Source organism: Paractinoplanes polyasparticus (genome assembly GCF_019710575.1).
GTDB lineage: Bacteria > Actinomycetota > Actinomycetes > Mycobacteriales > Micromonosporaceae > Actinoplanes > Actinoplanes polyasparticus.
The window spans coordinates 17605-30490 of sequence record NZ_JAHWFK010000049.1 but is presented as its reverse complement, the minus strand read 5'-3'; the positions used below and the strand labels follow the sequence as shown (position 1 = coordinate 30490).

9 protein-coding genes are annotated in these 12886 nt (G+C 73.3%); 5 read left to right on the top strand and 4 right to left on the bottom strand.

Features of this window, described 5'->3' with window-relative positions; all coding sequences use genetic code 11:
• The first annotated feature begins 1 nt into the window (after position 1).
• Entirely contained in the window at positions 2-982 is a 981-nt protein-coding gene (gene cydB / locus KXC43_RS39265; RefSeq protein ID WP_221381319.1) for a cytochrome d ubiquinol oxidase subunit II, read from the top strand.
• 104 nt (positions 983-1086) lie between these two features.
• Positions 1087-4962: a thiol reductant ABC exporter subunit CydC gene (gene cydC / locus KXC43_RS39260; RefSeq protein WP_308129468.1), complete on the top strand. Its 3876-nt coding sequence runs from the start codon at positions 1087-1089 to the stop codon at positions 4960-4962.
• On the opposite strand, the gene KXC43_RS39255 is transcribed toward cydC, so the two are convergent.
• On the bottom strand, positions 4916-6943 hold the full coding sequence (locus KXC43_RS39255; RefSeq protein WP_221381317.1) for a S9 family peptidase: 2028 nt from the start codon (positions 6941-6943) through the stop codon (positions 4916-4918). The genes cydC and KXC43_RS39255 overlap by 47 nt on opposite strands.
• A 161-nt stretch (positions 6944-7104) precedes the next feature.
• Between KXC43_RS39255 and KXC43_RS39250 the strand changes: the two genes are divergently transcribed.
• The 3 genes from KXC43_RS39250 to KXC43_RS39240 all read left to right on the top strand — a co-directional run bounded on the left by KXC43_RS39250 (position 7105) and on the right by KXC43_RS39240 (position 10335).
• A complete protein-coding gene (locus tag KXC43_RS39250; protein ID WP_221381316.1) occupies positions 7105-7431 on the top strand; it encodes a PadR family transcriptional regulator in 327 nt (108 codons plus the stop codon).
• Between the two features lie 52 nt (positions 7432-7483).
• Positions 7484-8995 carry a hypothetical protein gene (locus tag KXC43_RS39245; RefSeq protein WP_221381315.1) on the top strand — a complete coding sequence of 504 codons (1512 nt, stop codon included), beginning with the start codon at positions 7484-7486 and terminating at the stop codon, positions 8993-8995.
• Between the two features lie 227 nt (positions 8996-9222).
• Complete coding sequence (locus tag KXC43_RS39240) at positions 9223-10335, top strand: glycosyltransferase 87 family protein (protein ID WP_221381314.1); 1113 nt, start codon at positions 9223-9225, stop codon at positions 10333-10335.
• A 327-nt stretch (positions 10336-10662) separates the two neighbouring features.
• On the opposite strand, the gene surE is transcribed toward KXC43_RS39240, so the two are convergent.
• Genes surE through KXC43_RS39225 form a run of 3 tightly spaced genes read right to left on the bottom strand, consistent with a single transcriptional unit; the run spans position 10663 to position 12873 of the window.
• Positions 10663-11622: a 5'/3'-nucleotidase SurE gene (surE, locus tag KXC43_RS39235; RefSeq protein ID WP_221381313.1), complete on the bottom strand. Its 960-nt coding sequence runs from the start codon at positions 11620-11622 to the stop codon at positions 10663-10665.
• Positions 11619-12548, bottom strand: coding sequence for a 1-phosphofructokinase family hexose kinase (locus KXC43_RS39230; RefSeq protein ID WP_255645605.1), 930 nt, complete (start codon positions 12546-12548; stop codon positions 11619-11621). Before KXC43_RS39230 ends, surE begins: the two co-directional genes overlap by 4 nt.
• A gap of 28 nt (positions 12549-12576) precedes the next feature.
• The gene (locus tag KXC43_RS39225) at positions 12577-12873 is read right to left on the bottom strand and encodes a hypothetical protein (protein WP_221381312.1); all 297 of its coding nucleotides are present in this window, start codon (positions 12871-12873) and stop codon (positions 12577-12579) included.
• Positions 12874-12886 lie beyond the last annotated feature (13 nt).

Sequence of the window (12886 nt, the reverse complement as noted above, 5' to 3'; positions counted from 1 at the left end):
CGTGATCACCTTCTGGTTCTCGGTCGTCGTGCTGGCCTGGGTGCTGTACTTCGTCCTCGAAGGCTTCGACTTCGGCGTGGGCCTGCTCGGTCCCGTGCTCGGCCGCGACGACCACGAGCGCGGCGCCGCCGTACGCACCATCGGCCCGTTCTGGGACGGCAACGAGGTGTGGCTGGTAGCGGCGATCGGCGTGACGTTCGCGGCCTTCCCGGCCTGGTACTCCGCGCTGCTGGCGGGCCTGTACCTGCCGATGGTCGTCCTGCTGCTGTTGCTGGCGGTCCGCGGCGTGGCGCTCGAGTTCCGCGGCAAGGGCGACGGCGCCCGCTACCGCCGCCGGGCCGACGTGGCGCTGGCGGCGAGCTCGCTGGGCATCGTGCTGGTGTGGGGCGCCCTGCTGGCGGCGTTCGCCCACGGCCTCGCCATCAACGCCGGCGGCGACGTGGTGGGCGGCGGTTTCGACCGTACGTTCGGACCGGTGCTCACTCCGGCGGCCGGCCTCGGTGCTCTGGCCGCCCTCTACGCCGCGCTCCTGCTGGGGGCGACGTTCCTCGCGCTGCGGACGAGCGGCCCGCTCCGCCGCCGGGCGGCGAACCTGTCGCGGTGGCTGGGCACGGGCGGCGCGGTCGCGCTGTTGCTGGCCGGCATCGGCACGGGCTCGGTCATCACCCTGCTGGCGGCGGTGCTCGCCTTCGCCGCCGGCCTGCTCGCCCGCACCGGCCGCGAGGCCCTGGCCTTCGGCGCGACGGCCGCTGCGGTGGCCGGCGCCGTGGTGGCCGTCTTCACCACCCACGGCGCGGTCGTCCTGCACAGCACGATCGACCCGGCGTACGCCCTGACCCGCGACGCCGCGGCTGCCACCCCCCAGGCCCTGGAGCTGATCACCTGGGCCGGCGTGCTCATCCTCCCCGGAGTCATCGCCTACCAGGCCTACTCCTACTGGGTCTTCCGCCGCCGCGTAGCCAGCGAACGGGTTCCCTCATGACACCCATCTCCCCCGCGGCCTCCGCTCCTTCCGAAGCGCCGGCCGCTCTCGCCCCCTCAGCTGCCGCGGTTTCCGCGCTTCCCTCCTCTCCGGGTCCGGAAGCCGTGGCGTCCCAGCGATCCGCGCCGCCTCGCGGGCCGCTGGACCCCCGGCTGGTGCGGCACGCCCGCACCAGCCGGGGTGGCATCGCCGGCCTGGCACTGCTCGGCGCGGGCCAGGCCGTCGCCACGCTGCTCGTGGCGATGGCCCTCACCCTGCTCGTGACCCGGGGCCCCGGCTGGGCGGTCCTGCTGCTGGCCGGTGCGTACGCGACCCGGGCCCTGCTGTCGTGGGGCGAGCAGGTGGTGGCCCGCCGCACAGCCGCCCGCGTCACCGACGAACTGCGCCGCTCGATGCTGACCGCGCTGCCCCGGCGCGGCCCGGCCTGGGTGGCGTCGTTCGGCGCGGGCCGGCTGACCGCCGTGCTCACCACCGGCCTCGACGCCCTGAAACCGTGGTTCAGCGGCTACCTGCCCGCCCTGGTGCTGGGCGTGACGCTGCCCCCGCTGGTCATCCTGGCCATGGCCGCGGTCGACCCCGCCTCGGCCGTGGTCGCGCTGGTCACCCTGCCGCTGATCCCCCTGCTGGGCGCCCTGATCGGCTGGGCCACCCAGGCCCGGGCCCGGCAACGCTGGCAGGCCGACGCCCGCCTGGCCGGCCACTTCCTCGACGTGGTCCGCGGACTGCCCACCCTGCGCGTCTTCGGCCGCGCCACCCGCCAGGCCGAGGTCATCGAGAACCTGACCGACCAGCACCGCTCGGCCACCCTGCGGGTGCTACGCGTCGCCTTCCTCTCGTCCACCGCCCTCGACCTGGTGGCGACCCTCTCGGTCGGCCTGATCGCAGTCGAGGCCGGCCTCCGCGTGGCCGCCGGCAACCTGGCCCTGGCCCCCGCCCTCCTGGTGATCCTGCTGGCGCCCGAGGCCTACCGCCCGCTGCGCGAGATGGCCGCCCGCTACCACGCCTCCACCGACGCCACCGCGGTGATCTCCGACGTGGACGAGATCCTGTCCACCCCGGCACTCCAAGCCGGCACCGTCACTTCGCCGATCACCGATGCCTTCCCTGGTCCGGCAAGCGCAGGACCGCCCCACTCCCTTGCCACGGACGGCTGCCCCGCCACCCACGGCACAGCGACCCCGTTCAACGGCGCCTCGAAGCCCGAAGCCGCCTCTGCCGTACGCTCCCCCTTCGAAGACGCGGGAGTCAATGCGCCTGCCAGCTCTCAAGCCCACCCGGCCGGAATCGTCGCGCCCGCCGAATCCAAGGCCGAACCAAGGATCGTCGCGCCCACCGAATCCAAGGCCGAACCAGGGATCGTCGCGCTGGGCGTCCGTGCCCGCTATCCCGGAACCACCCGCGACGCCGCCGCGCTGGACCACCTCGCCGTGCGCCCCGGCGAAATCGTCGCGCTCAGCGGCCCGTCCGGCGCCGGGAAGACGACGATCCTCCGTGTCCTGGCCGGCCTGCAGGAAGCCCACGCCGGATCCGCCCGAGCGGCGAACCCGCTCTACCTTCCGCAACGCCCCGCGCTGCCCCACGCCCGAGTCGTAGCCGGCCTGTTCCCGCCCGGCACCCCCGAAGCCGACGTGACCACCGCGCTCGCGACCGTCGGCCTCGACACTGCCCTCTCCCCGACCACACCCCTGGGCGAGCGCGGCGCCGGCGTCTCCGCCGGCCAGCGCCACCGCTTGGCCTTGGCCGCCCTGCTCCACCAGGCCGGCACGCCCAGCACGCCCAGCACGCCCAGCACGCCCAGCACGCCGGAAGCGTCCCTCCTACAACCCCTAGCCAGCCCACCCGCCCGGGGATGGAGCCACCCTACTTTTTTGCCGACGAGCAGGCCGTCGTCGTCCACAGGGCACCCGGTTGTCCACAGCTCCGGCGGACGGTTCGACAAGACGCCCTTCGCCCTGCTACTCGACGAGCCGACCGCCCACCTCGATGCCACCACCGAAGCCCTTGTCATCGAGCGCCTTCGCGAAGCTGCTCGGGCCGGATGCGCGGTCCTCGTGGTAGCCCACCGCCCCGCGCTCCTCGCCGCCGCGGACCGGATCGTCCCGGTAACCTCGCCGCCCGCCATCGCGGACAGAGCCGTCCAAGGGGCGCCGCCAGTCGCCGCGGCGTCAGGCGTCACGGCATCAGGCGTCACGGCGCCAGACGTCACAGCGCCAGGCGTCACCCTGTCCGACTCGAGCTGGTCCACGCCCGCCGAAGCCCCCGGCCCGACCCAGCACGCTCCCAACGGCTCGGAAACGACCCCGCTCCAGCCCACCAACCCGGACGCGACCACACTCCAGCCCATCAGCGCCGAAACGGCCCCGCGCCAGCACGGCGACCAAGAAGCGACGCCTCTACCGGCGGCCAACGGGAAACCTGCGGCCCCATGGTGGCGCCGGACCGGCGTCGCAGTCGCGCTCGGCAGCGGCTCGTCGTTGGCCGGCATCGTGTTGACCGGAGCGGCCGCCTGGCTCCTGGTGCGAGCCTCCTTCCTGCCGCCCGTGCTGACCCTCTCGACCGCGGTGGTGCTGGTGCGGGGCAGCGCCGTCGCCCGACCCCTGCTGCGGTACGTGGAGCGGCTGGTAGCGCACGACGTCGCGTTCGCCCGGCTCGGCGCCTGGCGGGCCCGGGTCTTTGCCGATCTGGTCCCACGCGTGCCCGGCCCGAGGCTGCGCCGCCGCGGCGACCTGCTCAGCAAGGTGGCCGACGACGTCGACGCGCGGGTGGACGGCCTCCTGCGGGGCCGGATGCCCGTACTCGTAGCCGCCGTGACCTTCGCCGTGGCCGGCGCCGCTTCGGTTCTCCTGAGCCTGCAGGCCGCGCTTCCGCTGGCCGCCGGCCTGCTGATCGCCGGGATCGTGGCGCCCGCCCTGGCCGCCCGCCAGGCCGCGCGGGACGAGGCGGCCACCGGTGAGGCTCGGTCCCGGTTGCGCGACGCGATGGTCGAGACGGTCGACGGGCTGGAGGACCTGGCGACCGGGGCGGGCCTCACCGACGTGCCGCACCGGCGCAGCCGCGACCTCGCCCGGTTGGAGGCTCGGGCCGCCCACACCGCCGGGTGGTCCACCGCGCTCGCGCATCTCGGCTGGGGCCTTGCCGTCGTGGGTGTCGCGTTCTCGCTGGGCGGCCTGACCCCCGAGTGGGCCGCGGTGCTGCTGCTGGCTACGGTCGCCCTCGGCGAGAGCGTCCTCGCGCTGCCCGACGCCGCAGTGGCCCGGCAGCGCGCCACGGCAGCCGAAGCCCGCCTGGCCGCCGAACCGGTCATGGCCCCGGGCCCGAGCCGCACGAAGAGCCCGAGAGGTACGAACGACATCCGGCTGGAGCGGGTCACGGCCGGCTGGGGCGCCGAACCCGTCCTGCGCGACCTCGACCTCGAGCTTCCGGCCGGCTCCCGGGTGGCGGTGCTGGGCCGCTCCGGTTCGGGCAAGTCGACCCTGGCCGCCGTGCTCGCCGGCTTTCTGGGTCCGCGCGGCGGCGTCGTCTCGCCGGGACCCGCCCGGGTCGTGCTCGTCGGCGACGACACCGACCACATCTTCGCGTCGACGGTGCGCGAGAACCTCCGGCTGGCCCGTCCGGGTGCTTCGGACGGGGAGCTCCGGACTGTCCTCACCCGCGTACGGCTGGGAAGCTGGCTCGACGCGTTGCCGCAGGGCCTCGACACCTGGCTCGGCAGCGGTGGCACGACGATGTCGGGCGGTCAGGCCCGGCGGTTCGCCATCGCGCGTGCCCTGCTGGCCGAGCCCGCGCTGCTGATCCTGGACGAGCCGACCGAGGGCCTCGACGCCGAGGTGGCCGACGACCTCATGGCCGACGTGCTGGGCGCCACCGGCACCACGGTGCTGGTGTTGACCCACCGCCCCGAGGGCCTCGACCGGGTCGACCGGGTGCTGGAGCTCAGCGCGGGGCGAGTGCGTCCTGCAGGAACCGCAGTTGCGGCGTGAGCAGGTCGACGTCGGGTGGCATGTGGCTGGCGCCGGCCAGCATCAGCAGGCTGTGCGGCTTTCCGGCGGCGAGCAGGGCCGCGGAGAGCCGCATCGTGTGCGCCGGATAGACGTTGTCGTCGGACAGGCCGTGGATCAGCATCAGCGGCCGTTCCAGGCGCGGGGCGTCGGCGATCAACGACTCCTTCTCGTACGGGGTGGGGTCCACCCGGGGATCGCCGAGGAACCGCTCCTGCCAGTGGGTGTCGTAGAGCCGCTCGTCGGTCACCGGCGCGCCGGCCACCGCGGCGTGGAAGACGTCGGGCCGGCGCAGCACCGCGGCCGCGGCCAGGTAGCCCCCGTCCGACCAGCCGCGCACGCCCACCCGGCCCAGGTCGAGTTCGGGATAGAGCGCGGCCACGGTCTCGAGCGCCTCGATCTGGTCGTCGAGCACCTTGCCGATGCGTTCGCCGCGCGCCTCCCGCTCCCAGCGCGGACCCCGCCCGGGTGTGCCCCGGCCGTCGGCCACGATCACCGCGAAGCCCTGGTCGGCGAACCACTGCGAAACGTAGAAGTGCCGCCGGTCGGCGAGCACGATCTGCGCGGCCGGGCCACCGTACGGGTCGAGCAGCACCGGCAGCCGCTCGCCGCGCTGCCACACCGCCGGGAACAGCACGGCCGTGCGCAGTTCGTTCGGGCCCGCGCGCAGCAGCGACACCTTCGGGACCACCGGCGAGCTGAGGGCCAGGCTTTCCACCGTACGGCCGCCGAAGCTCACCGTGCTGCCGGTGAGCGTCGACGAGCTGATCACCGTCGCGCCGCCCGACCGCGTGCCGGTGTGCACGCCCGGCTCGGTGGTGAGCTGCCGCAGCCCTTCGGCCGCCGACCAGGACCACAGGTGTGACTCGGTCGGCTCCGACGAGCCGGTGAACAGCAGGGTGTCGCCGTCGACCCCGCACAACGAGGCGACCTGAAGGCCGGGCGGCGTCACCGATTCGCCGCCCACCGTCAGGTGCCGGGTCTCGCCGGTGTCCTCGGTCCAGATCAAAGAGCCTTCCGCCGTACGCCGGGGGAAGCCGGGCACGATGGTCGTCCACAGTGGGTCGGTGGTCTCGGCGAGCACGTCCCCGCTGTCGGTGGCGAGCACCCGCATCGCCGTCTGGGGCCTGTTCTGCAGCACGGCGAGCAGGCCGTGCTGGTCCCACACGACGTCGACCAGATATTCGTACGCGTCCCAGCCGAAGTCGATGCTCCGGCGCCCGCCGTCGAGGCCGAGCACGAACAGCTCGACGATCGCGTTGTCCGTGCCCGCCCGCGGGTAGCGCTGCGCGGTCGGCGGCGCGGCCGGGTCGGCCGGGTCGCTCAGATACCAGACCTCGAGCGGCGAGTTGTCGACCCGGGCCACGGCGAGCTGCTGCCCGTCGGGCGCCCACCAGAATCCGCGCGTACGTTCCATCGACTCGGCCGCCACGTGCTCGGCCAGACCGTACGTGATGTCGTCGCCCTCGGGCGTGGCCAGCGCGCGGTCCCCCGTGCCGTCGCTGTTGATCACCCGGAGCGCCCCGTCGTGCACGTAGGCCACGGCGGCGCCGTCCGGGCTGATGGTGGCGTCGGTCAGGGGCGTACGGGCCGGCAGCTCCCGCGCCTGCCCCGTCACCGTGTCGGCGAGGTAGAGCTTCTCGCCCGCCGTGTAAGCGACGACGCGCACGCTGCTGTCGGTGCTGTAGTCGGAGATGCCGGCCGACCTGTCCCGGGTCCTCTCCCGCCGCGCACGCTCGGCCGCCGACATCGGGCCCGCGTCACCCGGCGCCCCCGGATCACCGATTAGCCGCTCGTCGCCCGTGCTGAGGTCGAGCTCCCACAACAACCGGATCGGGTTCTCGCCGCCGAGGCTGCGCAGGAACAGCAACCGCTTGCCGTCCGGGGCAACCGTGAACCGATGCGGCCGTCCCAGCCCGAACGCCTGCGTCCGGGCCAGCAACGATGGATACGACACGAGCATGGCTGAGTCCTACTCCGATCACGGGTCACGCGGGGAACCGGTGTCGCGATCATGTCGTGTCCGGCCGCCGTGCGCACCACCGGGATTCCGTCATGTCGGTCTTTCCGGACAGCCAATCTTCGGAGGTGGCCGGACGGGCCCACCCTATGTAGAGTGCATACATGGGTGAGCCGCGGATCACCGCCTCGGTGCTGAAGGTGCTGGCCGGGCTGCTCGCCGAGCCCGGCGCACAGCGATACGGGCTCGAGCTGATGCAGGACACCGGGCTGCCCAGCGGCACGCTCTATCCGATCCTGGCCCGCCTCGAGCGGGCCGGTTGGGTCGAATCGCGCTGGGAACAGATCGACCCGGCCGCCGAGGGCCGCCCGAACCGCCGCTACTACCTGCTGACCGCCGACGGCGCAGTCGCGGCCCGGCGCGAGGTCGCCCTCATGCGACAGCAGATGTCCCGCGCCGCCGGCCCTCTCGGCGAAGCGCGGGAGGCATGATGCGCGCAGCCCAGCCAGCCCCGGTCGTCCTCGATCCCTCGCGGGAGGCGTGATGGGAGTGGTGGATCGGGTGGCGCGGGCCGCGGTCCTGGCCGCGGCCCGGCGCTGGCCGGACGATCTGGCGCCGCTGATGCGGGAGGAATGGCTGGCCGAGCTGGCTTCGATCACCGGCCGTCGGCGGGCCGCCCGGAAGCTGGCCTTCGCGGGATCGCTGGCGGTTTCGCCGGCCGTCGACGAGCCATCGTGGCGAGACCGCTCGGTCATCGTCGGACGTGGGGCCGCGGTGGCGGCCGGCGTCACGCTGCTGGCCGCGGTGGCGACTAATCTGGCGCGAGGGTCCGAGGCCCTGGCCCCCGCGATGCTGCTGCTGGGCGTGGCCGCGCTGACGCTGATCGGCCGCCGCGTTCGTGCTTCGATTGTTCCGGTCGCGGCGGCGTTGTTCGCGTTCCTGTTCGCGGGCAATCCGGTGCCGATGATGCCGTTCATGGGCGCGGCCGACATTGCCCCGGCCGTCATCACCTGGGCCGTGGGGATTGCACTCGCCTTGCGTTGGGCCGCTTCAACGGGCCGGCGGTGGGTCGCCGTGGCCGGTAGCGCGGTCGCGCTCCACCTCGCGACTGCAGCCGGGTCGGCGCATGCGGCGGCCGTTCTCGGCGTGCCCGCCTGGACGGCCCCGGCCTGGTTCCCGCTGGCCCTGCTGCCCGGCGACACCGTCTCGTTCGGCCCCCACTTCGGCGACGGAGCGGCGGCCTTCGGCGGGCTCCAGGCTTCCGGTCCGGCCTTCCACGCCTCCGAGATCCTGCTGGCCAACGCGGCCGTCTCGGCCGGGCCAATGCTGTTGTGCACCGCTTTCCTTCTCGCCCCCGCGCTCCGCCGGCCAGCCGCCGCGGTGCACTCGACGCGCAAGCTGACCCACGCACCCACCGGAGCCGTCGCGTCCATCGCGACCAAGCACACCGGCGCCCCCAGAGCGGCGGACAAGCTCGCAGCAAGAACACGCGGAGCGGCCACGCTCACAGCAGGAGCACGAGGAGCAGCCGCCCCCGAGGCACGAGCCAGCAAAGCAGCCACCCTCGCCGCACGAATGAGCGGAGCGGTCACTCTCATTGCACGAATGAGCGGAGCGGCCACCCTCGCCGCACGAACGAGCAGAGCCGCCACCCTCATTGCACGAACGAGCAGAGCGGCCACCCTCACTGCACGAACGAGCAGAGCCGCCACCCTCGCCGCACGAACGAGCAGAGCCGCCACCTTGGCTGCACGCATGAGCGGAGCGGTCGCCGCGGCGACCGCGCGACTTGGCGTCGGTGGGCGCAGGGTGGGGGCCGGGTTGGCGGCTGCGCTCGGAGCGCTGGCCGTGGCACCGGCGCTTCCGGTGGCGGGCCGGGACGCTGATGCCGTCCTGCCGAAGTTGCTCGACAATTCGGCAGCGTTCGGCTTCGGCTTCGTGGAGCACCCCGTCGGGCTGGGTGCGGTGGCCCTGCTCGCGGCGATCCTGGCCATGCGAGCCGTCGAGGCGCGCCTGCCGCACGGCAAAGACCCGCACAGCGAAGCGCCCACATAACGAAGCACCCGCGTCACCAAGCGCCCGCGTCACCAAGCGCCCGCGTTAGAAGCGCCCGCGTTAGAAGCGCCCGCGTTAGAAGCGCCCGCGTTAGGAAACGCCCGCATAACAAAGCACCCGCGTTAGGAAACGCCCGCATAACGAAGCGCCCGCGCCAGGAAGCGCCCGCATAACGAAGTCGACACCACCCCTTCCGCGCAGATCACCCCCTATGTAGCGTTTCGAGTATGGGTAAGCGATGGATCTGGGCCGTCACCGTCACCGCCGCTCTGGCCACGGCTGCCGCCGCCTTCGGGAAACCGGCCGACGCGAGGCTCACCGACCTCTCGGTCTATCTCGGCGCGGTGTCCGGCCTGGCCGACGGCGCGGGCCTCTACGACTTCAGCCGCGGCGCCGCGCCGTTCACCTATCCCCCGTTCGCCGCGCTGCTGGTCACTCCGCTGACCTGGCTCCCGGTCGGCGTCGTCCAGGCTGCCTGGACGCTGGCCACCCTGGCCACCGTGGCCGGCCTGGCCGCCCTGGTCACGCGGCATCGCCACTCCCCCGCGACAGCGGTCTTGGCGCTGGCGCTGATGCTGTCGGCGCCGGTCTCCTCCGACGTCAAGTACGGCCAGGTCAGCCTCTTCCTGGCCGCCCTGGTCGCGGCCGATTTCCTGGCCCTGCGCCGCACGCCCTGGCACGGCGCCCTTATCGGCCTGGCCGCCGCCGTGAAGCTGACGCCCCTGATCTTCATCCCGCTGCTCTGGTTCGCCGGCCGCCGGACCGCCGCTGCCGTGGCCGCCGCCACCTTCGCCGGTTGCGCCGCGATCGCCGCTGCCACCCTGCCCGGCGACTCCTGGGCGTACTGGACCGACAAGATCTTTCAGGTCGACCGGCTCGGCTACATCGACGGCGTGGGCAACCAGTCCCTCAACGGCGCCCTGCTGCGCCTGGGCATCGCCGCCGACGCCCGCTCCACCCTGGTCGTGGCCATCGGCGGGACCGTCGCTGTCGCCGCTCTGATCCGTGCCGTGCGGCTCGCCCGCCGGCACGACTGGCTCTCGGCCGTCATCGTCGTCGGCGCCGCAAGTGTGGTGCTGAGCCCCGTCTCGTGGACCCATCACCAGATCTGGCTGGTCCTGGCCGTCCTGCTTCCCGTCGCCGGCGCACAGTCGCTGTGGCGGGCAGCCGTCCTGATCATCATGATTCTGCCGGTGCCGGCGCTGGGCCCGCCCCTGTTCAGCGAATCCCGCCTGCTGCTGGCGATCACCGTCGCCGCCCTGCTCCCGATCGCTCAGGCTGCGAAGCCGGAGCCCGTCACCCCGCCCGCCCGATCAACCGTCGCCCCCGGCCCACGATGAGCAGCCCCGGACAACGAGGAGCACCACGGCCAACGATGAACAGCCCCAGCCAACAAGGAGCACCACGGCCAACGATGAACGGCCTCGCGACCAAGAGGAGCAGCACGGGCTCACGAAGAGCAACAAGAGCAGCCCCCGGGACGACGAGAAGCTGCACGGCCAACGACGAGCAACCTCGGGCAACGACGAGCAGCACGGCTCACGAAAAGGACAACGAGAAGCTGCACGGCCAACGACGAGCAACCTCGAGCAACGACGAGCAGCACGGCTCACGGTGGGCAGGCCGGACAAGGACGAGCCGCACGGCTCACGACGGGCGGCCGGGGTTCAGGGACGGCGCTGGGCGGGGATTCGCACGCCGGCCACCGCGACCGGCGGGCGCAGGGCGGTCACCGTCGCGTAACCCTCGGCCAGCAGGGCCAGGTCGGTGCCGGGAACGAGGGACTCGCCGGTCCGTTCGATCGTGGTGCGGACGTACCCCTCGCCCGCCTCGGCCAACGCGATGCCGGCCTGGCCGAACGATGCCAGCGTGGCCTCGCGCAGTTCCGGCTCGCGCGGCCGGTCGGGGACGTTGACGTTGAGCACCGTCCCGGCCGGCACCGTGGCCGCCGCGTCCATCAGCGAGGCCGCGATCGACGCCGCGATCGGCCAGTGCAGCACGTCGTCCGAGGGCAGGACGAGCGCGTTGCCACCGGAGGCAGCAGACCCGGAAGCGGCAGACCTGGAGGCAGCAGACCCGGAGGCAGCAGACCCGGAAGCGGCAGACCCGGAAGCGGCAGACCCGGAAGCGGCAGACCCGGAAGCGGCAGACCCGGAAGCGGCAGACCCGGAAGCAGCAGACCCGGAAGCGGCAGACCCGGAAGCAGCAGACACCGTGGCGTCACCGTTGAGCACGTCGAGCGACACCGCCATCGCGCGCATCCCGTAGTTGGCCGCGGTGAGCGCGGCCCCGACCGTGCCCGAGTGCAGCACGGCGCGGCCGGCGTTGGCGCCCCGGTTGATGCCGGACAGCACGATGTCGGGGGGCGGGCCGAAAACACCGAGGGACGCCAGAACCACGATGTACGCCGGGGAGGCCGCCACACCGTAAGCCGTGATCCCGGGCAACTCGAACGGCGCGACCACGATCTGCCCGTCCGACACGACCGCCGTCAGCGCCGCGCTCATGCCGCTCGCCTCGTCCTGCGGCGCCGCCACGACCACGTCGTGCGAGCCGGCGACGGCCGCGGCCAGCGCGAGGATCCCGGGCGCCGACACGCCGTCGTCGTTGGTGATCAGCACCCTCACAGCGGCTCGATCCGCACGCGGCTCATCAGTTCGTGCACCGCTTCGGCCCGGCCCGTTCCCAGCCCGTGCCGGGTCACGTTCAGCGCCCCGGCCGCCGATCCGGTGCGCAACGCCTGTTCCATCAGCGAGGCGACGGGTTCGCCCCGGGCCAGCACCGATGCCACTCCGGCGGTCATCGAGTCGCCGGCGCCGCGGTGCTCGTTGACGCTCAGCGGCGGCGGGTGCACCTCGCACTCGGTGTCGGACCAGATGGCTAGCGCCGGCTCCGCGGCCCGGCTGATCAGCACCGCTTCCACGCCCTGGCCGCGCAGCTTGCGCCCGGCGGCCAGCAACGATTCCACGCTGTCGTCGTCGGCCAGGCCGTCGTCCAGCAACTCCTCGTGGCTCACCTTGACGAACGACACGCCACCTTCCAGTACGGCGGCCAGATAGTCACCGGACAGGTCGGCCACCACCCGGACGCCGTTGGCGGTCAGGTCCGCCGCCAGGCGCCGGTACACCGCGGGGTCGACCACCGACGGCTTGTGCGGTCCACTCAGGACGGCCACCGACGAGCGCAGGCCCTCGGTGAGCGCGACGTTGTGCAGCTCGTCCAGCTCGTGCCGGTCCAGCGCCCGTCCCGGATGTTCGGCCACCGACTCCCGCTGTCCTTCGCGGCGGTCGTGCACGTACCACCCGCTGGTGGACTGCCGTGGCACCGATCGCACGTCGAAGTCCTCCCCGGCCAGCACCGCTTCGAGCAGGGATCCCGGTTCGCCGCCCAGCGCCGCGCACAGCATCACCGGCACGCCGAGGGCTGAGATCATGCGGGCCTGCCAGACGCCCTGTCCGCCCGGATGGACGTGCAGGTCGGGCTCTCCGCTGCGCTGCTCGATCGTCACGGTCAGGATCGGCGCGGGGGCAAATACCATCACCCGGTCGGTCATGGTGCTGGCTTACCCCTCCGGGGCCGATTCAAGCGACCCGGCTCAGCCTCAGGTAGCGGCGGCCCACCGCGTGCCGGGCGCCGCGCGGTTCGACGCGCAGCCGGACGGTCGCCCCCGGTCCGAGGTGGACGCGCAGGTCGTCGCTGCCGGTCCAGTCGAGGCGGACGCGGACGGTGTGCGGCCCGGGCGGCAGCGCCAGCGACAGTTCCCGCCCGCAGCGCACCACGCCCTTGACCGCCCCGTCGACGACGACCTGGTACGCCCGTGCCCGGTCGATCCAGTGACCCGACGGCCGTTCGACGGTGAGCGTGGCGATGACGGTCATGCCGACGATGCTG

Bases quoted from the DNA above. Each gene is read 5' to 3' on its own strand.
- KXC43_RS39255 (WP_221381317.1), bottom strand. From the start codon at position 6,943: ATGCTCGTGTCGTATCCATCGTTGCTGGCCCGGACGCAGGCGTTCGGG.
- KXC43_RS39250 (WP_221381316.1), top strand. From the start codon at position 7,105: ATGGGTGAGCCGCGGATCACCGCCTCGGTGCTGAAGGTGCTGGCCGGG.
- KXC43_RS39245 (WP_221381315.1), top strand. From the start codon at position 7,484: ATGGGAGTGGTGGATCGGGTGGCGCGGGCCGCGGTCCTGGCCGCGGCC.
- KXC43_RS39240 (WP_221381314.1), top strand. From the start codon at position 9,223: ATGGGTAAGCGATGGATCTGGGCCGTCACCGTCACCGCCGCTCTGGCC.
- KXC43_RS39230 (WP_255645605.1), bottom strand. From the start codon at position 12,548: ATGACCGACCGGGTGATGGTATTTGCCCCCGCGCCGATCCTGACCGTG.
- KXC43_RS39225 (WP_221381312.1), bottom strand. From the start codon at position 12,873: ATGACCGTCATCGCCACGCTCACCGTCGAACGGCCGTCGGGTCACTGG.